Origin of the sequence: Brasilonema octagenarum UFV-OR1 (genome assembly GCF_963888615.1) — a bacterium.
Taxonomy (GTDB): Bacteria; Cyanobacteriota; Cyanobacteriia; order Cyanobacteriales; family Nostocaceae; genus Brasilonema; species Brasilonema sennae.
The window spans coordinates 23,496-46,100 of record NZ_CAWPKW010000223.1 but is presented as its reverse complement, the minus strand read 5'-3'; the positions used below and the strand labels follow the sequence as shown (position 1 = coordinate 46,100).

Here is a 22,605-nt window from a genome sequence, read left to right as displayed (position 1 = left end):
CTAGTTTCAAATGACAAAATAATACAAAAAACCAAACCAGCACCAAGTCCTAATGCTGGTTGTTTTTCTCGAATAAAAATTAACTAAACATTCTCATTTACAGTGATAAAAGTCTTAGGACGAGGAACAGGCGTAAAATCAAATTTGGCAAAAGGGTCGTCTGTACTTGTGCTCTTAGTTGAGGTGAGAACAGCAGATTTAGTTAGCGGCACAACTTCAGAACGTGCATAACCAGTCAGCTGATCAAACTGAATAATCATATGCTGGTGCAGCGCATAAACATCCGCCATCCGATTACCCATACCAGAAGATATCTCATCTGGAATGAAAATATCCCCGTGCCAAGATACCTTACTGCCCTCTTTTTGGAAGTAAGCCTCTATCTCTGGACGAATGTAGTCCGCAGTCCCACCGCAGAATACTACCTCCTCGATATCTTCATCCATCTTTGAGCGCAGCCATCTGACAAGCGCGCGCCAATACTCATCTCTAGCAAGCAATAAAGCTTTGGACATCAACTCACCATCGACTTGAGTCTCCTCGCGTTTACGCTTACGCGAAAGTTTTTGAAGCACCAGGGAATCACAACTAACCCCAGCTTCCACCAATATCTCGACAATATTGAGATTGTCAGGACTAAGCCCTGATGCCTTAGAAATGAAATTATCTACCAGCCAAGACATCCCAAAATTATTAGTTATTCCCGCACTCGGCACACCACCTCGAACAATGAAAATACTCGCGTTGCGGTAACCAAGCATCACGTACATCTGGGCTGGCATATTCTCGCCAAGCACCCTCCTATGGTGGAAAAATACTCCACTACCCTCAGAAGCTACACCACAACGAAGCATTTTCACTCGCATCTTACCTGCTGGTGTATCAAACCCCCGAAATGCATCCTTCAAGCTGGTTTGTAGTTGTTCGGAGTCTTGCACCTCTCCCGGCGGCAGCAGGATACTCAAGTAAACTGCAACATCGTTATTAAGGTTCAACTTCTCCAATGCTAGCCAGATCGTACCGCATATCTTGGGAACCGCTAGCGAGTATTTAAGTTCTCTTAGTTGCGATATACCCCCAAACCGACGTCGGGCAAGTTCTCCTAAAGCGTAATACTCACCGCCTATTCCTACCCAAGCACGAGAATCGGGGTTACCTTGTGCTTCAACACTTTCAATCGAAGCCTTAGCGACATCCGCTACTTCTGAGTCTAAAAGTAAGACTACAGGATTCCCTTCAGGATACTCCTGCACGATAGCCTTGGTTTTACTTCCACCCATGTCTATCGTGATGACTATCTTTTTTAAATCTGGTTTCCCCTTAGTCTTGGACATACATGAAGGTTTAAATTAATTTATACTATTGCTTACAATTTAACCGTTGCCAGTATTATGTTGGTAGAGGCAAAAGCCTTCTTTACACCAACATTACGCTGTTTTAGAAAAAATTTTACAATCGCAAATCATGATATTCTTTAACAGCACCAACGATAGTTGAATTGGTTATGGGGCAATACGCTTGGGTTAGGAAAGTTATCTGTTGAGGCAAGCTGTTCTTGAGCAAGGGGAGAAGAGGGGCAGGGGGAGAAGAGTTAATGGACATTAATTCTTTTTCCTCCCCTGCAACCCAAGCGCCTCCTCTACTTACCTTCACTCGTCAACTTCTTATCTGAACCGTATTGGGGTACAAGTGGGGGCTATGCGTAGCCTACGACTTTTTATAAAAAATTAACTCCTACACAGGGTATACATAGGTGCTTCTTAGGGTATATTATAGTCTTTGAGACTTTGTGCCCCATTTGACCCCTATGACAGAGAAAAACATTCACGCGAATCAAAAGATTTTTTGTGCAGGTTTTGATAATGGCTATGGTAGCGTAAAACTGTTAGTCGATGGTTTTGATGTGATTAGAATTCCAAGTTACATCTCAAGAGAAGACATGGAAGATGTACCTGGGAGGGTGGTTTTTAACGGTAATGCCTATACTGTTGGTGAGTCGGCTTTCCGCACTGGGTATTACTTTGAACGGAATACAGATAGCAATATTAACAAAGTTAACAACGCCCTCATCACTTTATTAGGTGCATTAGCTCATTTGCCACATCGTAAAGTTTGGCACTTAAAGCTAGTTGTCAGTTTGCATGATGTGGCTTTAACTGATGACTTGCTAAGAGTGCTCAATGGTGAATATCAACCAATACTCGCTGGTAAACTCTCTGATGTCAGGGTAGAGGTTCTCAAAGTTGTACCTGAAGGTATGGGTGCTCTGTTCAGTCGAAAGCTCCCCAAAAAGTTAACTGTCGTAGATTTTGGGAATGGTACAACACTTTATTCTCGTTACAACCAAGGTAAAAGAGAAGTCCATACTCCATACGCTGCTGGTGTGGAAGTTCTTATAGCTGAGATTGCTAAGAAGATGAAATATCTCAATGGTGGAAAGCTTGGGGACTTATCGAAAATTCGCTTTTGTCTAGAAATGGGACATACCAAGTACAGCCGTGATATTGATATTAAAGATGTTTACACCACTTGTCTTAAAGAGTGGTATGAAAGCTATTTGAAAAAACCAGTCAATCTCGCCCTTGACGCCAAACACCAAGGGGATGAAATTTGGGCTATTGGTGGCGGTTGCTTGCTTCCTGGTTTTAAAAAACTGCTCGTGCAGAACGGGTTTGAAATTCTAGATAACCCGGTGGAGGCTAATTCTTGTGGGCTTTTACAAATGGCTAAAACCATTGTCAGCTCTTCCTCTAGTAGCGGAGCGAATGTTGGTGTGTAACCCAGATTTCTCGCAAAGATTTCAACAACAAGTCCAAAATGCTTATGCCATTTAGACTTGAGATAAAATACCTGATTAACATACTGTCATGATTCGCACTTATTATAAAACACTCAAAATCGCTCGCTGGATAAAGGTTTTGGTAATAGCGTTCACGCAGTAACTCCAGGGGGAGTATCGCAACGAAGCGTAAGAAATGCGAGGTAAGTAGTTGATGGAAATAACACCAATGACTAATGAGTTTTGACAGTCCGAACTAGTTAACTTTATTTGTACCGACCGACTTAAAATGGTTTCTCAGCAAGACAAAACCCCAGAAAAAGTCCGAATCAAAGACAGCTACCGCGAGCGGATCTTTGCAGAATCGCAACGATTAGGTAAAAGTTACCTTGAGACGCTTTACTTTATTGTTGATTGCTACTTTGCGTTTAAGCAGGGTGTGTTACCAGTACAGTCTGCTGTAGTTAACCCCCAAACAACCCCCATTAAACAAAACCAACCTACTGTGGATGAGTTAATTCATACCCCAGATGACCCCCAAGTTGAATCAGAAGATGGTGAGGAAACTTTTACGCTGGATTGGGAATTGTGAATGACTATAGGTCACCAAACTATTTCGGGATGAAGCTTTAAATACTAATGTTACAGCAATAGGGAAGATTTAGACGAAGTTTTTTCATTAGACCTCTTGGGAAATTAAATATTAACCCAGACAGCATAGGAGTTTGAGGTTAGTTTTCACCAGATGCTATTCTAAACGAAACCCCGCATCAACTTCTATCTCTGCCTTGGCAATTGGGTCATCCTCGTCATCATCAAAAAAACCGTCATCATCGTCTGAATCTTCCCCTTCCTCCAGTTCTGCTGACACTGACACATCATTTGCTACTGGTGATTCAACAGAATCTGGTTCACTTGAACCAAAAAAAGATGCTTTTGGAGGAACCAAGTTAGCAGGAGAGATCGCTGCACTCATTGAAGGAACTCCATTATAAGGCTGAACTAGCACAACAGTCGCAAGTCCCTCCATTCCAAATGCCCGTTTTAGCTTAACTATCTGGGCTTCTAAATCCGCGATCGCATCCAATACGCAGGAATGTAATTCCTCCCCCCGCACACCCTGCGAGTAGAGCATATAGGGCAAATAGCGAGGAATTATTGCCTCCATCACCATCTCCCCCCCTCCCTTCTTACTCGCCTTGAGGTATTGCAACAATCTCGCGTCAATCGAACCCTTCTTTCTTGCCACTGACAACTCCACATAATCTGATTGCACCTTACTCGGCATAATTCCCCCTCACAATCACTTCAATCAACACCAACATTTGAGTTAAGTAATAAAAACTTCCCCCATCATCCATTTAACAACCCCATATCGTAAATCCCTTCAATCTCAACCTTTAATCTAATTAATTCAAATTACAATTAGTCTCTCTTTATACTACATAATGTCTTTTCTAGTAACATCAAGCCCACTTACTGGACAGACTTAGTAAAGATTATTAGTAAAGTAATGTACAAAAATTACTATATCTGTACGCCCCTGGTTACTCCCTCAGTACTCTCCCGCAACTTACCGAGTACTCACCAATTAAGTAGGGAAAAATCTCTATTTGTTAGTTAAATTATTAATTAGATACTATCTTTCAATTCAAATCATACCTGCATCACACACCCGCACCTCCCGCCGTACTCACCGCGTACTTTCCCCCTACTCCCCCCGTACTCACCGCACACTCCCCTACGACCTACCCTTGCGTTTAGTGCAGTCATACTAGTAAACAAGGTATGGCAAACAGGCCTACTTTAACCTTAATTTTTCTCAATAATCACAATTAATTGACGATAATGTATCGACTCCGACTTGCTTGTATTAGCTATATTGCAGCAGTTGCAGTACTCTCACTGTTTGCATACAGCTATAGTGTTGGTTATACCAAGGATAACGGCAATATTATCAGCTAGGCAGGAGCGCGAGTCAAGTCGGATTTCTCATTGTCCCGCAAGTTCCCCTGACGCAGTACAGAAAAGCGTCTCTTTCTCAGTCCTATCATTGAACAAGGTATGGTAAGTACGCCTACTAAACGAACCAAATTAATCAAGGTGTATGTCTTTGATGACGAGAAAACTGTCATCAAGGAGAAAGCTGACGCTACAGGAGTAACTGCATCTGAATACTTACGTTCATGTGGGTTGAGACGGGTACTAGCAGCCAAACCACCCGCAGATATCATAACCATACGCGCTACAGCAGGAACCCTCAAAAGCGAACTAATGATGTTATCTCACCTTGCTCTTGAGACAAACAACCAGCAAATTATCAACCAAGTTGAAATTGCGATCGCACTTCTTGATAAGACTATCGCAGCTGCATTTAACCTGACGCCATAATTCCCCATCTGTCAATGAGCGTGGGGATGTAAGGCAAGCGACGACGATTGCATCTTTAATATTCCAGACAAATCGCCCAATAGCCTAGTACACCAACACGCTTATTGTTCACGTGTAGGTACCCGAAAGGCTTAGGTTGGGTATTTTTTTTATTAACAAAATTACCATAACCTTAACCTCTTACAATTGACCTTTGGCATAAAAGACTTGTTAATTTGCAGAAGTTGTCAAATTTGACAAACTCTGTAGGACTCTCTGTACATCCAGCGCACAACTTTCTCAGGGCTGACGCACTGGCTTTTGGTTCCTATATCACAGGAGACATTTTCCATGTTAAAGCCTGTTGGCTACAAAACAGATGAACATAGAGCTTATCAACAAGCTTTAGATGACTTCGGCATTACAGAATTACTGGCAAAGCTCAACACCTACTCTGATGCTGACTTTGATAGCGCTTGGATACAACCCCAGCAGCAAGAACTAGAAACTCTCGCTGCAATTCTAATTTCTCAGTTAACTCACAGCATTAATGGTAAGTTGATTGCCAATTATCTCAATCTCATCCGGCATAGTCACCAAGATATAGCCCCAGGTTTGATTAACCTGAAATACCCAGACGCATCTGTATCGCTTCCAGTCAACTTTCCCGACATAGCGAAAACACCCAGATTTTTATATGGCGATCGCTTGCGTTGGCTCTCTACTGAAAGCGATACTGATTGGGGTATTGTCATTGGTCGATTCTATAGTTATGCTCCTCATCATTGCTGCTGGGCGTGGTGCTACCTGATTTGGTTGAGTCAAGACAGCCCCAGCACCGCTTGGACATCTACCGATATTGCTTGGGAAGAGGATTTAGAACCAACCAGCGAGGAAACAAACTTATGAATCCTCATCAACTCAAGCAGCGAGAGCAAGATTTGATTCAACTCTACAGTTACTGTCAATTGGGAATGACACCCAAGCAGTTTTACTCCAAGTGGCAGGTGAACTACGAAGAAATTGCTCAGATTTGCTCTCGTTCCCTTTCCACCGTTCGGCGCTGGTTTGCTAGAGGCAAGAACTACCGCCGCCCAATGCCTACCGATTTACGCCACCTTGCCCTGATGAACTTTTTACTCGAACACTTTGAGGATATCCCCGAAGAACTGTTGCACAAGCTTTGCTTTCCAGACAAAAGTGAGTAGAAATTGAACCAAATTTCAATATCATTTTGATATTTTTTGCCAGCCACCATCACAGTAGGCTGGCTTTTGTCTTAGAAATTACAGATATTACCAGGAGAATTTTATGACCTACTCCGAAAAGCTCAGTCCTTGGTGTGTAATGCGGCTTCTACCTAATATGCAGAACCAGATTGTAGCTCGATTTCGTCGTCGCAGTGATGCAGAAGCTCATCTACAAGTTTTACGCCGACTCATCCCCAGCGTGAGTTTTACAATAATTTTCAATGTCGCATTAGAGCAACAAGACCTGACTGCTTTAAAGTAACATCAGATATAAAACACTTACTGCAAATTCCTTCCATTAAGTTTGTCAAGATGAGGAAGGATTTTGCAGATTAATAGGCTTTTGGATCGCGGCAGTTCACGCAGAAGCATGGAAGCCCCGTCAATTCGACAGCGGGGATGAAATACGACTCGGCAGTTTTAACTGCCGTAGTGCAGAATTTTAAAGGCTTTGAGAATCGTGGTGAGAAATCCGGGTGTCGAGCTTTAGTAATTGCCGTATTTGAAAGTGTCAAACTATAGCGCTTCTCGGTTGCGTACAATACACAACTGTAGAGACGTTACATGTAACGTCTCTACATTATTCGTAGTGGTGTATGTGATTCAAATGAGAACCGCTATAGTAAATAGGAAGTTGTAAAATGAGGTCGAGCGTCATGTCCCTGTTTCTGGTGACTTCATTGATTGATGAAGGGATGTACGAGAACGATTTTCGGGTTGTGGAAGCCAAATCAAAGTTAGAAATCGCCCAACATATGCTTGACCACCCGCATCAATGGGAAAACTACCTCCGCATTGCCTATCCAAGAAATTGGCGGGATCAGACTTTTAATGTGGGTACTTTATGGGATTGCGCTCAAAACCCACAGATGAGTGCCGAAAGTTTTTTGGAACTTATCGACATGACAAGCGTTGATGGGGATAGTGAATCGCAGTTACGTATTTTTGAAGTTGAGGTGCAGCAGTTACGGGAAGTTAATACCGATCCATTCAAGCGCAGAACGATTTCCCAGTAATTGTAGCAAAAACCTTAATGGTTGTTAGCAGTGTGTTAGCTTGTATGCAACCATAGGCTGTATAGTATTCACCGGTCTTGAACTATGGCTGAAGGCTAAATCGGGCGATGATAGATTTGGTGGCGGTGGCAGAGTGATTAGAGGAGTAGTTACGGGGGGCGATCGCATCCTTGAGACATAATTTTATTCAGCATGACGAAATATTATCCTGAACTTCTGCAACGTTCATGTCCTTGCAAAAATTTTTACTAAAACTACTGAGCAATTTGCTGGTCAATCATAATTACTAAATCAGTGTTCTAGCTTTTGTCAAAGTAGCTGAGCATAAAAAGCTTTACTGAATTTAAATAAAAAATTAGTAACAAATAGAATTTCGGATTCTTTATCTAAATAGAATGAAGGTGTCAGTCGCCAGGAGCGGAGCAAGGAAAGCTCCGCCTCTGGTCAGAATGAAGACAATCGTGCGACTGGTAAATGAATAAGTGGGTTTAAGACCCCCGCTAAATTGAAAATTTAGCGGTCTACAATTAGTGGCGGATCCTACCGTCAACTAATTGATTCTGATTCCTGTTAGCGGAGCGGGACGCAGTCCATTCTGACTTCTGGACTCTTCTTCAATTTTTCTAAGTAATATTACTCTTGGCAAATCCCGTATAAATATAATAATATGTATAAAATGACTTAAAATACTTTCAGCCATCTCACGTATTTTAGGGTTCAAAAGGCTGATGGCAATTAAAAACCCTTCTTTTAGTAATGAAGTAGCTAGAGGTAGATTAGCCTTATACGCCAACTCTTGTTTTTGATTAGATTTATACAAAAACAGTTTCCTACTAAATAAACATCACTTGTCTTTTGGATAACCATCGGATAACTGACGCACTTAGTCCTTGCTTTAGCTAATGAAGTTGATTTCGGCGGTGCTAGGGAAACTTGCAAAGCATGGGCAAGGAGATATTAAGCATTTTTCGGCGTTGCATAAATGCGGGATGAATTGGCGGTTGAAACCCTTGAAAATTCGTTCCAAATTGGGCGAGATCATCCCATGATTCAGCAACGCCCATTTTTCTTTTGACAACTAACTGAAATTATTTCTTCTATGATGAGATGCCTCAACGGTTACTGCACTTAGATGATGTACGAAACGCTAATAGTCCAAAACAAGTCGCAACATTATTTCAAAAGCTTGGTTATAACACCACTTGCCAGCTTTTGGACGTTAGCATCTTGGAACTTCCAGAGCGAAGCGCTCAAGCAGTTAACCAGGTTTACTTAATTGCAAACCAGGGGGATGCAGAATTACAGGTTTTGCTATTTCAACTGAAACCTAATGAATGGTCTTCGCTTGGTGCTGTTACTTATCGAATGCAGGCGATCGCTAACAGTCTCTGTCAGCGCTCTTCTAATTTTTTCTTGTTAAGTACAAAGGACTACAGGCAGCTAATGCTTATCAGTCCTCACCAAAGCTTTGACGCTCAGATGAATTTAACATTCAGCATTCACAAGTGTTTGATTAACACTGCTGACCCTAGTTATCATGACCTGAATCGATTAGAAAAAATCGCTGCTTTGAAGCTTAACCCCCAAACACTTCACCGTATCCAGCACGAAGCACTTAGGTTTAAACAACTCCAGCAACGGTACGAATTCCCAGATTCAGTTCGCTTGTATTTGCAAGAAATTGGGCGAATTAAACTATTAAAAGCATCAGAAGAGATTGTTCTTGCTCGTCAAGTAGCACAGTCAGAAGAGTTAGAAAAAATTAGAAAACGCTTACAAAAGCAACTTCAACGAAATCCTCAAAATGAAGAGCTAGCGTCAGCAGTTGGTATATCTTCATTAGCACTGCGTGAACAAATAGCTAATGGTCGATCTGCTAAAAACAAGCTGATAGAAGCAAACCTGCGGTTAGTCGTTTCAATTGCTAAGAGATATACCAATCTAGGCGTTGATTTTTTAGATTTAATTCAAGAAGGAAATTTAGGATTAATCAGAGCGGTTAAAAAATTTGATTATACAAAAGGTAATAGGTTTTCCACTTACGCAACTTGGTGGATTAGGCAGGGGATAAAACGAGGGCTTGATGACCAATCCCGTACAATTCGCCTACCCGTTCACCTTTGGGAAAAAATCTATCAGGTTAAGAAAATAACCAAGCTGCTTTCTCAAGAAATGGGTCGTATTCCCAAGCAAGAAGAAATCGCCACTAGCTTGGAAATGACAACTGAAAAGCTGCGTTCTATAGTTAAATTGGCTCTTCCCTTAATTTCCTTAGATACTCGGATTGGCGAGGAAGAAGACACTACATTAGGAGACTGGATTGAATTTGATGGCGATACACCGGAAGAACAGCTACATAAAACTCTGTTGCACGAAGAAATAGAAAATCTCTTGAATATCCTCGACGCTCGCACCCGAGATATTTTAAAAATGAGATATGGCTTTGACAATCAAAGCGGGAAATCTTTACAAAAAATTGGTGATTGCTATAATTTAACACGCGAGCGAATTCGTCAAATTGAGGAGAAAGGATTAAATAAATTACGTTTATGGAAGCCTCAAATAATTAAACATCAGCAATATATTCTTCCAAGGGTTACTCATTTTTCTAAAGAAGAGACCTTTATCTCCCCCAAAGCTTCAACTAATAAAGTCAATTTAGAAGAAAACAATAATAATTATACTTCTGGTCAAGAAACTCTTCACAGCGTCACCAATATGAAAGGAATTCATTTGAGTCGAACGATGAAAATCATGGAAGACAATTCAGCAAATCTACTAGCACAACTTACTTCTCTACAAAATAGATTTTCTAAACTTGGTGATCTATTAATAAAGGCGACTAGAGAGTTACAAGACCCTGGTATACCTCTAGGCGAAGAGTTAATTTTAGAGATAGAGGAATGCCGAAAAAATTTTGCCGAGTTGTGTAACATCGTGCTGGAATTAGCTTCCTCCTCTGAAGTATCGCCCATTCCTAAGCTTGATGAAATTGTTTCCTGCCGTGACCTTGAATGTTTGTTGCAATCTGTTGTAGAGGTGGAGAAGAAAAAAGCAAAAGGCGAAGAAGTACGTATTTCTGCTTTGACAGTTTTACAGCGTATTTTGGCTATAGCCCATCGAGTAGAAAGCGATTTTCAACCTTTACAGGAATGTCAGATAAAAGCCCGTGAACTCTACCAAGCCCTTTTAGAATCACAGGGGTCTGAACATCCTGATACTCAAAGCTTAGCTGATAGCAATCATGTATTCTCGAAATTGTTGGCACTGATATCAGTTCGCGAGTCTGCTGACTACCAACATTTAGCAGAATTACAGACAGCTGTTACCCAATCGTTGGGTATGCCTTTAGCTTTAGCAGCGTTGACAGGAGGACTTATAGTTCGAGAAGAACTCATACAAGATTTACCCTCAGCTTCAAGTATTACTTCAAGTATTAAAGAAGATGAGGCAATCTCCAATTTTGAGCCTCCTAAACTAAAAATAGTGGCTCCACCAAAGCAACAAACTACAAGAAAATCAAATGCAGCACAGCTAGAGTCAGGTATTACACTAGCTAGCAATGAACTTATAGTAGATCCTCAACCAGCTACAACATTAACCACACCTTCTCAAACAACAGCTAACAAAGAAATTGTAACTCCGCCCTTGCCCAAACTCGAAGTTTCTCAGAATGCTTTTGAGGAGGAATTAAGGGAGGAAGAGGTACAGCTTCAATACGAGTTAACGGCAGAGGATACAATACAAAAAAATACTATCCCCATCAGCGATAATATTAATGAACAAGATCCGTTAGCCCTTCGTAACCAAATTTGGCAACTGCTTGGAGAAAAGAAACTTAGTCTTGCATATCATTTAGCATGTTGCTTGATAGAGTTATACCCTGATTTCCAATCACATTTACCGGCAGAAATAATTCGGGGAGTCATTTTAGGTTGCCATGTGCGCTATGACGTAGGATTAGGAGAGATTGCAACCATTCTTAGGAGTGATTTTATTAATATAAGCAATAACTGTTTTGTTGATGGAGACAGTGAGTGGAACCAAGCAATTAGTTTACTTCTAGCCACAGCCGCACTGCGTCCAGCATTGCTAGCACCAAATACTCAAGCTTCAGCAATTCTCCTCTTACTGCGGTTAGGAGAAGGTCTTAACCAACTATATAAATATTGCCAAACCATAGCTAAGTATGAAAACCAAGGTTTAGCTTTGGATACCGCAGCCATTAAGACAGTCAGGAATCAAACGGTGCGGGAAGCCGAGATAGCTGCTTTGCGTTCCTCAGTTGAGGCTTGGTGGACTCAAGCTCCGCGTTTAAATATGATTTATGGACCAGCCAAGGCAGTGTGGAACGAGTGGATTAAGCCCAATCAACCTATTTATTCACTGCTATTACCTATCATGCAAAATAATTTGAGACAGCTAGATGTTGTCAAAAATTATGTGCAGCGATTGTCTTCTGAAGCCCAGATTAACGAAGAAGTCAAACGTATGCAACGCGAGCTAGGTCTGATTCGTAGTAGCGGTGAAACCATCACTGGTATTGCTCTCAATCAGATTCGTCAGCACATTCGGGAAGCCGTTAACTTTGCACGTCAATGGATTTTACTGCAAGAATCTCGCATGGGCAATAACAACAATTATGCTCACACTCAAGCTCAACAATTGCAACAAGACCTTGCAAATCTTCACAAAATCGTTTTACAAGAACTAGATAATTTCGATACGAGAAATTCTTCTGTATTGATTAAGGCGGGAATTTCTTGTTGTAGAAAAGCAGTAGAAGACATTCGCAATCTTTTTGAACCCAACGGGACTTTACCAAAGATCGAGCCGGAGTTAAAATATCTCCTTCATGCTGAATTGCTCAAAATCCCTTCACTGCCAATGGACTCTGATTGGCAACCTCAAGTCAAAAGCTCAAACTTGCTTGTGAAGGAAATTATTAATATAGTTGAACAAGATCATTGTAATTGGGTAACAGCTTTTCAGCTGCAAAGCGATAGTAAAGACCACGAGGCTACTGAGCGAATTATAGAGTATCTTCGAGCTTATCCAGAGATGTCAATTGATATTGCTCAACTAGAACAGCACAGAAAGCGTGATATTCATAATTGTCGAGAAGAATTAGAGAAAGCTGTAAAGGAAACCAGAAAAAAACTAGAAGAGAATGTTGGTTTGGGTTTGTTGAGAGAAACTGAGCGTTTAGATTATGCAGCACAGATTGAAAGCATAGAAAATGCTAGAAAAACAACTCTACGTTTTTCCGAAAAATTTTTAGCTCTGCAAGCTATACGTGAAGCAATTAACACCAAACGACAAGAAAAAATCGATGAGACTAGAAAAAAACTCATTCAGGAAATTGGGGAAGACAAACCCGCTTATGCACGAATTAACAGTGTATTAGATAAAGGTGATGTCCTGACTGCCAATGAATATATAGATATGGTGCAGCAGGCACGACAAATACCCGAATCAGAAAATAGGAGAGATGCTTTTGTAGACTTCTTTAGGGATAACTATTCTTCAATAGAAGAACTACTTGAGCCTGCTGACCGGAATCCAAACAGACGACGCGAGTTAATTAACAAAATTCATGCAGGTAGTAGCAGTATTGAGCCACTCCAGATGCGGCAAGTACCGGGCGCTCAGGCAAAACAAGCAGCTCAAATGCTTGATACTTGGTTTGCAGTCAAGGGAAGAAAGCAAGCAATCACTGATAAAGATGTTAGTCAAATTCTTAGCGGTCTGGGTTTTAATACTGCAAATATTATTATCAAAAAAGTTGGTAATTCTATCTGGGTTGAGGTTACCACTGAAGCAATTCAAGACAAAAAGCGTTGTCCCGTTCCAGCCTATGGTTCAGAAGCTAAAGGCTGCTACCGCATATTGTGTGTATGGGATAGACCACCTGAGGAAGATATTCTCAATGCGGTAGGGAATACATCTGTTGGCTCTAAAGTACTTGTGTTCCATTTTGGACGAATGACGGAAAAAAGACGCCGAGACCTCGCCCGTTTATGTCAGGAACGCCGCCGCACCTTCATACTTATCGACGATGCTGTCATGTTTTATCTGTGCGGAGAAAGGGGCGCACGTTTACCTATATTGTTTGAGTGTACCTTGCCCTTCACTTTCCTAGAACCGTATACAACGACTTCAGGATTTGTTCCCCCAGAAATGTTTTATGGGCGGCAACGAGAGCGAGACTCAATTATTACTCCTACAGGTTCTTGCTTTATTTATGGCGGACGACAGTTAGGTAAAACAGTCTTGCTGCGCTTCGTCGAGCGTACTTTTCACTCACCAAGGCAAGGAAAAATCGCAATTTGGCTCGACCTCAAAGCCGAAGCAATTGGTTATGACAGAGACATTGATGAAATTTGGAATATACTGGCAGCTGAGTTGAAACGTTTGGGCGTCATTCCTGATACAACGTCTAGCCGTGTAAAGCCTGATGAACTGTTCAAGCAAATCCAACTTTGGCTTGAGCAAGACGAAAATCGCCAAATTTTGTTGTTACTAGATGAAGCCGATAAGTTTCTGGAAGCTGATAGCAAAAAATCCACAGCAGACAAGGAAAAGGGAGACTTTATCCGCTCAGCTCGTTTGAAAGGATTAATGGACAGAACAAATCGCCGCTTCAAGGTAGTATTTGCTGGTTTACATAACGTACAGCGTACTACCAAACTTGAGAACCATCCTTTGGCTCATTTAGGAGAACCGATTTGCATTGGTCCGCTGCTAAATAATGGTGAAATGCGGGAAGCGAGAGCCTTAATTGAACGTCCATTTGCTAGCATTGGCTATCGCTTTGAATCTCCTGATTTGGTAACACGTATTCTTTCACAGACTAATTATTATCCCAGTCTAATACAACTTTATTGTCAACAATTGCTCAGGCACGTTACTAACCCTGATATCGCTAATTTTGATGCCAAAGACAGTCCTCCTTATATAATCACTTCGCAGCAAGTTGATGACGCTTACAATAACCAAGACTTACGTAAAGCTATCCGCGATCGCTTTATGTGGACGCTGCAATTAGATCGACGCTACGAAGTGATTGCCTACACAATTGCCAATGGCTCCATAGAAAGTGAAAATGGCATGGTGGATGGCTTTGGTGTGTCTTGGATTCGCAATGAAGTGCTAACATGGTGGTATGAAGGTTTCCAAGGTTTATCATCAGATGAAATTCAGGTTCTGCTAGAAGAAATGGTCGGATTAGGGGTTTTACGTGTGACCAGTAAGGGTCGCTTCACCTTAAGAAGTCCCAACGTACTACTACTAATGGGAACTCCTGAAGAAATTGAAGCAGCACTTTTAGAACCCCGCGAAGTTCCCCTAGAATATGAACCTGCAACTTTTCGTTGCATCATCGGTACTAAGGATAACTCCAAGCGCAGCCCCTTAACAGCTCAGCAGGAATCAAAAATTCTGCTTCCTGAAAATGGAGTCTCCATGATATTTGGTACTCTAGCAGCAGGACTTGATAACTTGAAGCTTTATCTGGAATCAGTTCTAGGTAAGAAAAAGGAATTTTTCTACTATTATTGGGAGGACATCTTATCAAAAGATGATTTTTTCCAACGCTTAAAAGAGCGACTTCGCAATCGCCAAAAAGATGGTATAACAATCATTTTTGTGTCTGCTTCTTGTCCTTGGAATCAGCACTGGATTAATGAGGCGATAGAACCTGTTGGAAGATTGAGGGCAAAAAATTCCTTTGTACGGGTGGTATTTATTGCTGATCCTCAAAAAGCGTGGCAGTTAATTAGCAAAAATAATACAGAATTTCATTCAATGAATGGACTGACCACTTTGAGTTTAAAACCTTGGCATGATACAGCCTTACGGCAATGGTTACAAGATTGTAATTTTCCCAGTGATAAAGACAATCGAGAAAAAATTACCGCAGTTACAGGGAATTGGTCAACACTACTAAACCGTTTCTACCAAAACTCCAAGTCTGCCATACATCACTGGGAACTTCACTTAGAAGAACTCAAGGATTCATTTAATAACTCTCAAGAAGCACTTGACTTCATCACAGTACAGTTAGGTATTGAGTGTTATGAGCAACATAAAGTACTACGAGATTTAGCTGATTGGTGTCAAAGTTCTGAAGATAGCATTTCTACTGAAGAATTAGTAGCTTTAATAGATGATATCCAACCAGATGTTGTAAAAAAAGTTTTGAAATGGGCAGATCTACTAAGTTTTGTCTATCCTGTCGGTAAAAAAGAGGGTAAGGACTATTGGTGTGTTCAACCAACTATTGGTCATATTCTGAAAGCTACTAGAGATTAAGACCGCATCCCTTTCTTGGTAAGGAAGGGTAAAACTTATCCTGGTGGGCAATACTCACCTAACAAAATATTTGTGAATCATATTTTCCTGGTAAAAGGTGTGTCAATTATGGCTCTCCCAGATTATGTAGACAATAATCAACATAAATTAGAAGATGTTTTGCGCTCGCTGGTTCTGGATGAGAGGCAAACAAACTTAGACATAGCGACTGGGTTTTTCCGGATTGAGGCATGGATACGGCTAGAGCAAGCTTTCAACACTTTAACTCACCTACGCCTGCTAATTGGTCGTGATCCCACGATTCGACCAGCAGAAGGCGATCGCATCGACCTAACCCACTACTTCCGTTATGATATTCAAAAGCAACTAGAAACAGAGAAATTCAAGTTGCAATACAAACAGCAAATTGACCGTTTAATTGCATATCTACAACAACACCATATCCATGTCAGACTTTATGGTGCTATAACTGAAAATGTGCAATTTCTCCACGCCAAAGCTTACATTTTTGACAACTACAGTATCATTGGTTCTAGTAACTTCACTCCTGCTGGATTGAGTGGTAATACAGAATTAAATGTTTTGAATAAAACATCAGTAATTGCTCAAGACCTTCGCCAAAATTGGTTTGAGAAATTCTGGAATGACAAAAGTGTTGATAAAGAGTACAAAGCCAAACTAATTGATGCTCTGAATGCCTCTAAATTTGGCAGTAAAGCTTATACACCCTATCAGGTCTTTTTAAAAGCACTTTACGAACTTTTTAAAGAAGACACTTTGGCACAAGGGAGCGTTCGCACAAGCTTAGAACTCGCTAGTTTTCAACAAGAAGGGTTTGAGCGTGCTGTAAGGTTGCTGGAGCGTCACCGGGGTTGTATGGTGGCAGATGCTGTAGGTTTGGGTAAAACTTATATCGGCTTGCGAGTGATTGACCACTACCTTATCAAAGACAGACGTCCTAGTTATGTACCTCGTGCGCTGGTGATATGTCCAGCCCAATTGCGGGATTTGGTGTGGCTCAAAAAGCTGGATGAGTACGGAGTTAAAGCAGATGTAGTTTCCCAGGAGGAAATTAGCCTTAAAACCTTCGATAACCGCCGCTACAACAAATATGACATCATCGTCGTCGATGAATCGCATAACTTTCGTAATAGTGCAACCAATCGATACCGAAATTTACAAAAGCTTATTGGCAGTGGTAAGCGAAACAAGCAGGTATTACTATTAACTGCAACGCCAATAAATACTAGCATTTATGACCTTTACCATCAAATTTTATTACTAACACGTAATACTGAAACATACTACCGAGAGTGGGACATTCCCAATCTAAAAACTTACTTTAAAGCTTTGAGCAAGGGTGATGTAGAGATTACTGAACTGCTTTTCCAATCAATGGTAAGGCGCTCTCGCCAGGATGTTATCAAGCGGCAGCTTGCTGGAGAAGAAATTTATATCGCTGGTCAAAAGATTCGCTTTCCCAAACGGGAATTAAAACAGTTTACCTATAATTTTGAAGCTAGTTTTCAGGGACTTTACGCTGGGATAGCAAATAAAATTGATGAATTGCATCTCGCTCCTTATAACATCAAAGCGTTTAAGAAGCGAAAAACTAATCAAGAAGAAGATGATATCAAGCGCAAAGACGCTCTTGTTAGCCTAATAAAGTCGCTGTATCTGAAGCGGCTAGAAAGTTCCCTGATTGCTTTTGAAAGTAGTATCTGCAATCAGAGGGATTTTCAATCAAGATTTTTTACATTTTTACAACAAGGTAAGCTGCTAGATAGTAAAAATTTTCGCAAGATTCTAGCAGCACAGACAGATGAAGAGGAAAATATTTCCGTCGAAGAACTTATCAACTCTTTAGATGAGATTGACCCCAATGATTACCAAATTGAGGAATTAAGTTCGCAAATTAAATCAGACATCAATATTCTCAACAGTATTATCAACACACTTCAGAAAATTGAAAAAGATGTAGAACTAGGACGTGATTTCGACTGCAAGCTAGCAGCATTCAAACATTTGTTAGCTTACGATCTGAAGGGGCAGAAAGTCTTGGTTTTCAGCTATTTCAAAGACACTGCTGATTATTTGTACAATCAGTTACTGTCAGATGAAGACTGGTTAAAGACACTAGCAATAGATGAAGACTTACCTATAATTGACAAAATCACTGGTGAAACTCCTAGCAAGCAAAGAGAGGAAAAAGTTAAATGCTTTGCGCCTAAAGCTAACAGCCAAAGCCAGGAAGAACAGCAAAAGATTCAAGGTCAGGAAATTAATATTCTGATTTGCACTGACGTTTTATCTGAAGGACAAAATTTACAAGATGCTGGTGTTTTAGTTAACTATGACCTACATTGGAACCCGGTACGAATGATTCAGCGTGCTGGTCGAATTGACCGTTTAGGTACTAGCTACGAAAAATTATTTATTTATAACTGCTTTCCAGAAGAAGGTTTGGAGGCATTGCTCGGATTGGTACGACGATTACAAGCCCGACTTGCCGTGATTGATAAAGAAGTAGGATTAGACGCTAGCGTTTTAGGAGAAATCATTTCAGAGAAATCATTAGAAGAATTATACCGACTTAAGAAAGCAGTGACCGATGCAGATAAAGAAGCAATTTTAGAGGAACTTGAGCAAGCGGCTGATTTAGCGTCTCTTGATGAAATGCGTTTGCCCCTATTGGAATTTTTTAAACAAGAAGGAGAGGAAGCAGCTGAAGAAATTCCACTGGGGATTCACAGTACCCGCCATTTCTATATTCCTGAAGCTAGAGATGGAGGCATATTTATGGCATTTCGTGCTAAAGATAAGCACTTTTGGCAATTTTACCCTCGTATTAATGGTGTGATTTCGCTTAACCCAAATCAGTTAGTTACGGATAAGCGTAAAATTTTTAACTGGATCAAGTGTAAAGCTGAGGATTTTCCTCCTCCAAACAAACTGCTTCCGGTTAAGTTTGATAACTCTATCTTTGATATTTTAGAAGGGGCTTTAAGTAACTTGATGACAAACTTTAAAAAGCAGGAAACTAGCAGTCAAGTCAAACCTAAGCTAAGCAAGATTTTACAGAAAATTTATCAAGTTTTGACTCAATTTAGTCCAACACATGAAGATGCAGCATACCAGGAAGTTAAGCGACGGGTATCAAAGGTTATTACTACAGTTAACCTGAGTATCTACGAACGTGATATGAAAGTCATTTGGGAAAAATATGTTAAACATAAAGATTTAAATGCTTTGGTTTCTGAACTAGACGAGGTGTTTGTTGATCAAGACCATTATTACCAAATTGAAGAAGAGAAAGAATTAAACTCGTCGAAAATTATTCATTCAGAAGATATTCAGTTTGTTTGTTACCAGTGGTTTCAACCAAGATAGTGCTTGGATTTTCTTCTAACTTCCCCAAATTGTAGCAAGAGGACTATACAACTGGAGGCAACGCAGGTAATTCCAGTGACGGCTATTGCATCACCTTGGGCGTAATACGGTTCGCTTATTTAATGGCGGGTTTGCTGCTCTAACCTTCATGCCGAAAAAACCTTCTCTTGACATTTACCCAAAAGCCCTGCCTGCTCTGCCTCCTGCTGTTTTTTAGTTCGTCGAACTCACGTTTCGCTTAAGTTCTAAAGACAATGAAGCAGCGATACGCGAGCGCAGCCTCTGCTTTCCCTTGCAATCGCATCCTTTTGTTACTCAAACTGCCACTAATTCGGTGACAAGGTGCTTCAGCATAGCAAGCCCCTAATTTCTCTGAATCTTTAAAGCCAGCTTATTTCAGCTTCTAAGTATAATTGCTAAGTTAGAGAAATCACATTATACTTTTTTCTCTTGATTCCAGTCATATACAAAAAACCAAACTTTCTCGATACGCTCAAGTATGTCTTGGAGAAGGATGATGCTGCGATTGTCGATACCAATATGATGGGAACAAGCCCACATCAATTCAACGAACAGTTCCTTAGTACCAAATACACGAACAAGGCGGTCAAACGTCAGTGCGCCCATCTCATTATTGCGATCGCACACCGTCGGGACTACCACGAACATTTATCGGATAGTCAGTATAGCTATGTAGCAAGGGAGTATCTCAAAGACATGGGATATTTGCCTGCATATGAATCACCCCACGCCACGAGTCAGTTCGTTGCAGTCAGACATCATGACCGCGACCACGAACATTTGCATATAATTGCCTCTCGTATTCGGTTAGACGGTAGCCTGGTTAATGACTCCTACGACTATTTCAACTCCCAGGTTTCAACTAGACGAATCGCAGCTCAATTAGGATTGGAAGTAACACCAACGACAAATGAAGCCGTCGCTTCTAGGTTAGAACAAGAGTACGGGATAACTGCACTTACAAGTCGCAACCGCTCGAAAAGTATTAGAGCAGTCAACAGTAAGCACAAAACCCCAACCAGTAAGGAAATTATCCGTTCAGCAATAGGGGAGGCTATAATTGATAGTCCCACCATCTCTACGTTTATCCAACGCCTAGAGGAAAACAACATTGGAGTATTACCCAAGATGCGGGGGGATGAATTACTCGGCTTTACCTATATCCACAATGATGTCAAAATAGCTGGTTATCAGGTATACAAACCCTATAGTTGGAACAAACTTCAGTCTGAATACGGATTGACATTTGACCAACAAAGGGATGTAAGCAAACTCCAACAAGCCAAAACAAATGCAATTAGCCGCATCAACAATAATATTTTCAGTAAAATAGAATACAATACTATTGACAAACCTACTAGTGATAGCACAGGGGACAGCGGTGGCGCTACTGATGATAGCTCCAATTTTGGGATTAGTACAAATATACGGAAAAACAGTTATACAGATGAGAGGCTAACAATAACACCAATTTTAGAAAGTAAGTTGGCTCCAGTTTCTGCCGCAGCAAAGAAGAAAGTACAGAACCCACCGCAACCAGAACAATCCCAAGAACAGCCACTTCCCTCAAAAGAAAAACAGCCCTCTATCGAACTACCGCTACCATTGAATCAAAATACTTCTTCATCAGTTGAAACTGAAGTAGAAAAACAACTACCGCTACAGCAGGAGGAATTGGTACAGCCAACTCCAGAAAGAAAACTTCTTGGGATTGAACTACAAAAAGAAGAAGAACAATCTCGCGCAAAGGAAAAAAATACAGCAGCACTAGCTTGCAACGACACTGGTGTACCTTCCTCCACAGAGGAAGATCTACCGTCTGTTAGTTTAGATAAAACAAAAACATATCCGCTTCAACAAAGCCACCATGCGATTACAGACTCAGTGAAAGAGAATTATTCCACCGCACGACTTCCCGAAGAGGAAGCACTAGGAAGCACCCCAGAAGAAACTTTACAACACCAGTCAGAAGTCAGCACACCGGCTCAAGCCGATGGCTTCCTTACACCCAATACCCTGCCTCTTACTCTTGAACATCTACCTTCAGTCATCACTAACTACATGCTTGTTACCAACAGTCCTCGCATCAAAGGACGGGAGTTGAGTGCAAGCCTACATGAAAACATCCTGACTGTTTACCGTCACCAAGATGATACCCCTGTAATGCAAACCCGCTACGTGGAAGGAAATTGGTATGAAGAAAAACCCACCCGACTCAACGAAAATGAAATCGAACAAATCGAAAGCTTGCGGACTTTTACTCAACAAGCGCTAATCAACAAATCACAATCCAAAGGGGGAATTGAGCAGTAAAATGCTCAGCTGGTGGCAAACTCCGTAAATTGGCGCATATAAGGAGAGTGAAACGCCAAAACGATATCTTCTTTTGGTACACCCAATTCTAGCAGTTGTGTAGCAATTCCTACTTCTGTCCCATCATGCTGAATCCAGATTTTGCCGTCTTTGATATCGAGATGTAGACTGCATCCATGTGTCCGACGATTACCACGCCAGCCTGTATGTAGCAAAAGGTAATGGTCGCGCTCAGTATCCAGAATCGCTTGTATCTCGATTTCTTCTAAAGGCGATCGCCTCTGTGCCCGTTCTAAAATTAACTGTTGGATGATTTGACGATATCTCTCTACAGCCATCGGATAATAACCTCTAGTAACACCTCCTGTTTCTCATCATAAAATGGAGATAAACAAAGCAACTTGCAGACATTCTCATGAATTCAACGACGGGCTTGCTAACTCGCATAACCCAAACCCCTGGTCAGTGTGGTGGTCGTCCCTGCATTCGAGGGATGCGAATTCGAGTTACCGATATTTTAGAAATGTTGGCTGAAAACGTTAGTGTTACTGAAATTTTAGAAGATTTCCCCGATTTGGAACTGGCAGATATTCAAGCTTGCCTGCTCTTCGCCGCAAAACGCACTGATTTTCCCAGACTGACAGCATGAAGATTTGGATTGATGCTCAACTGCCTCCAACACTGGCAAACTGGCTGACAATCACCTTTAGCTTAGAAGCTGCTGCCCTGCGAGATTTGTCACTTCGGGACGCGAAGGATATCGAAATTTTTGAACAGGCACGATCCCAAAACGCTGTGATTATGACAAAAGACAGCGACTTCATCGACTTGGTATGTCGCTTGGGAACACCTCCTCAGATTTTGTGGCTGACCTGTGGCAATGTCACGAATCCTAACCTGCAACAATTGCTCAGTGCTACTTTGCCTGATGCATTAGAACAACTGCGGCAAGGAGAAATGATTGTGGAAATTAGCAACACTCCTTAAATCATCTTCTGTCGATTGATTTTAAGTCAACCCAGATAGCAAACATTACGAAAATTACTACTGATTTAGTGTCCTGTGTAGAATAGCCGTATTTCCCGTGACATTGCTTCATACATAGTGATTGCAAATATGTAGATTTTGCTCTGAAAAATCAGAAAATTGTTGA

18 protein-coding genes are annotated in these 22,605 nt (G+C 41.1%); 13 read left to right on the top strand and 5 right to left on the bottom strand.

Translation table 11 applies throughout. The annotated features are described in order from the left end of the window. Positions 1 to 83: 83 nt before the first annotated feature. Complete coding sequence (locus AC5590_RS17865; protein WP_169264862.1) at positions 84 to 1,334, bottom strand: ParM/StbA family protein; 1,251 nt, start codon at positions 1,332 to 1,334, stop codon at positions 84 to 86. 115 nt (positions 1,335 to 1,449) lie between these two features. Next, complete coding sequence (locus tag AC5590_RS17860) at positions 1,450 to 1,653, bottom strand: hypothetical protein (protein ID WP_169264861.1); 204 nt, start codon at positions 1,651 to 1,653, stop codon at positions 1,450 to 1,452. Positions 1,654 to 1,807: 154 nt separating this feature from the next. Between AC5590_RS17860 and AC5590_RS17855 the strand changes: the two genes are divergently transcribed. Continuing rightward, entirely contained in the window at positions 1,808 to 2,779 is a 972-nt protein-coding gene (locus AC5590_RS17855; protein WP_169264860.1) for a ParM/StbA family protein, read from the top strand. A gap of 289 nt (positions 2,780 to 3,068) precedes the next feature. After that, entirely contained in the window at positions 3,069 to 3,371 is a 303-nt protein-coding gene (locus AC5590_RS17850; protein WP_169264859.1) for a hypothetical protein, read from the top strand. Between the two features lie 156 nt (positions 3,372 to 3,527). Here AC5590_RS17850 and AC5590_RS17845 read toward each other — a convergent pair whose 3' ends face one another. Next, positions 3,528 to 4,067: a hypothetical protein gene (locus AC5590_RS17845; RefSeq protein WP_169264858.1), complete on the bottom strand. Its 540-nt coding sequence runs from the start codon at positions 4,065 to 4,067 to the stop codon at positions 3,528 to 3,530. A gap of 776 nt (positions 4,068 to 4,843) precedes the next feature. Here AC5590_RS17845 and AC5590_RS17840 point away from each other — a divergent pair. From AC5590_RS17840 to AC5590_RS17815, 6 genes are all read left to right on the top strand, one after another. After that, the gene (locus AC5590_RS17840; protein ID WP_169264857.1) at positions 4,844 to 5,170 is read left to right on the top strand and encodes a plasmid mobilization protein; all 327 of its coding nucleotides are present in this window, start codon (positions 4,844 to 4,846) and stop codon (positions 5,168 to 5,170) included. A 330-nt stretch (positions 5,171 to 5,500) separates the two neighbouring features. Then, complete coding sequence (locus AC5590_RS17835; protein ID WP_169264856.1) at positions 5,501 to 6,058, top strand: hypothetical protein; 558 nt, start codon at positions 5,501 to 5,503, stop codon at positions 6,056 to 6,058. Next, positions 6,055 to 6,357: an RNA polymerase sigma factor gene (locus tag AC5590_RS17830; RefSeq protein ID WP_169264855.1), complete on the top strand. Its 303-nt coding sequence runs from the start codon at positions 6,055 to 6,057 to the stop codon at positions 6,355 to 6,357. The genes AC5590_RS17835 and AC5590_RS17830 overlap by 4 nt, the downstream gene beginning before the upstream one ends. A 103-nt stretch (positions 6,358 to 6,460) precedes the next feature. Continuing rightward, positions 6,461 to 6,661, top strand: a complete 201-nt coding sequence (locus AC5590_RS17825; RefSeq protein WP_169264854.1) for a hypothetical protein — start codon at positions 6,461 to 6,463, stop codon at positions 6,659 to 6,661. A 394-nt stretch (positions 6,662 to 7,055) separates the two neighbouring features. Beyond that, positions 7,056 to 7,415, top strand: a complete 360-nt coding sequence (locus AC5590_RS17820; RefSeq protein ID WP_169264853.1) for a hypothetical protein — start codon at positions 7,056 to 7,058, stop codon at positions 7,413 to 7,415. 40 nt (positions 7,416 to 7,455) lie between these two features. Beyond that, positions 7,456 to 7,596, top strand: coding sequence for a hypothetical protein (locus tag AC5590_RS17815; protein WP_169264852.1), 141 nt, complete (start codon positions 7,456 to 7,458; stop codon positions 7,594 to 7,596). Positions 7,597 to 7,965: 369 nt separating this feature from the next. Here AC5590_RS17815 and AC5590_RS17810 read toward each other — a convergent pair whose 3' ends face one another. Next, positions 7,966 to 8,235 (bottom strand): hypothetical protein, encoded by a 270-nt coding sequence (locus tag AC5590_RS17810; protein ID WP_169264851.1) that lies wholly within the window; start codon positions 8,233 to 8,235, stop codon positions 7,966 to 7,968. Between the two features lie 287 nt (positions 8,236 to 8,522). Here AC5590_RS17810 and AC5590_RS17805 point away from each other — a divergent pair, with 287 nt between their 5' ends. From AC5590_RS17805 to AC5590_RS17795, 3 genes are all read left to right on the top strand, one after another. Then, positions 8,523 to 15,728, top strand: a complete 7,206-nt coding sequence (locus AC5590_RS17805) for a sigma-70 family RNA polymerase sigma factor (protein WP_248277218.1) — start codon at positions 8,523 to 8,525, stop codon at positions 15,726 to 15,728. Between the two features lie 108 nt (positions 15,729 to 15,836). After that, positions 15,837 to 19,118 carry a helicase-related protein gene (locus tag AC5590_RS17800; RefSeq protein ID WP_211178417.1) on the top strand — a complete coding sequence of 1,094 codons (3,282 nt, stop codon included), beginning with the start codon at positions 15,837 to 15,839 and terminating at the stop codon, positions 19,116 to 19,118. Between the two features lie 450 nt (positions 19,119 to 19,568). Beyond that, on the top strand, positions 19,569 to 21,452 hold the full coding sequence (locus tag AC5590_RS17795; RefSeq protein ID WP_169264850.1) for a relaxase/mobilization nuclease domain-containing protein: 1,884 nt from the start codon (positions 19,569 to 19,571) through the stop codon (positions 21,450 to 21,452). 5 nt (positions 21,453 to 21,457) lie between these two features. On the opposite strand, the gene AC5590_RS17790 is transcribed toward AC5590_RS17795, so the two are convergent. Further along, positions 21,458 to 21,790, bottom strand: coding sequence for a XisI protein (locus AC5590_RS17790; RefSeq protein WP_169264849.1), 333 nt, complete (start codon positions 21,788 to 21,790; stop codon positions 21,458 to 21,460). Positions 21,791 to 21,867: 77 nt separating this feature from the next. On the opposite strand from AC5590_RS17790, the gene AC5590_RS17785 reads away from it, so the two are divergent. Continuing rightward, entirely contained in the window at positions 21,868 to 22,101 is a 234-nt protein-coding gene (locus AC5590_RS17785; protein WP_169264848.1) for a DUF433 domain-containing protein, read from the top strand. Continuing rightward, entirely contained in the window at positions 22,098 to 22,439 is a 342-nt protein-coding gene (locus AC5590_RS17780) for a DUF5615 family PIN-like protein (protein ID WP_169264847.1), read from the top strand. The genes AC5590_RS17785 and AC5590_RS17780 overlap by 4 nt, the downstream gene beginning before the upstream one ends. Positions 22,440 to 22,605: the final 166 nt, after the last annotated feature.

Coding starts and splice junctions, on each gene's coding strand:
- AC5590_RS17835 (WP_169264856.1), top strand. CDS start 5,501: ATGTTAAAGCCTGTTGGCTACAAAACAGATGAACATAGAGCTTATCAA.
- AC5590_RS17865 (WP_169264862.1), bottom strand. CDS start 1,334: ATGTCCAAGACTAAGGGGAAACCAGATTTAAAAAAGATAGTCATCACG.
- AC5590_RS17805 (WP_248277218.1), top strand. CDS start 8,523: ATGCCTCAACGGTTACTGCACTTAGATGATGTACGAAACGCTAATAGT.
- AC5590_RS17820 (WP_169264853.1), top strand. CDS start 7,056: ATGTCCCTGTTTCTGGTGACTTCATTGATTGATGAAGGGATGTACGAG.
- AC5590_RS17825 (WP_169264854.1), top strand. CDS start 6,461: ATGACCTACTCCGAAAAGCTCAGTCCTTGGTGTGTAATGCGGCTTCTA.
- AC5590_RS17845 (WP_169264858.1), bottom strand. CDS start 4,067: ATGCCGAGTAAGGTGCAATCAGATTATGTGGAGTTGTCAGTGGCAAGA.
- AC5590_RS17790 (WP_169264849.1), bottom strand. CDS start 21,790: ATGGCTGTAGAGAGATATCGTCAAATCATCCAACAGTTAATTTTAGAA.
- AC5590_RS17840 (WP_169264857.1), top strand. CDS start 4,844: ATGGTAAGTACGCCTACTAAACGAACCAAATTAATCAAGGTGTATGTC.
- AC5590_RS17780 (WP_169264847.1), top strand. CDS start 22,098: ATGAAGATTTGGATTGATGCTCAACTGCCTCCAACACTGGCAAACTGG.
- AC5590_RS17855 (WP_169264860.1), top strand. CDS start 1,808: ATGACAGAGAAAAACATTCACGCGAATCAAAAGATTTTTTGTGCAGGT.
- AC5590_RS17785 (WP_169264848.1), top strand. CDS start 21,868: ATGAATTCAACGACGGGCTTGCTAACTCGCATAACCCAAACCCCTGGT.
- AC5590_RS17830 (WP_169264855.1), top strand. CDS start 6,055: ATGAATCCTCATCAACTCAAGCAGCGAGAGCAAGATTTGATTCAACTC.
- AC5590_RS17800 (WP_211178417.1), top strand. CDS start 15,837: ATGGCTCTCCCAGATTATGTAGACAATAATCAACATAAATTAGAAGAT.
- AC5590_RS17850 (WP_169264859.1), top strand. CDS start 3,069: ATGGTTTCTCAGCAAGACAAAACCCCAGAAAAAGTCCGAATCAAAGAC.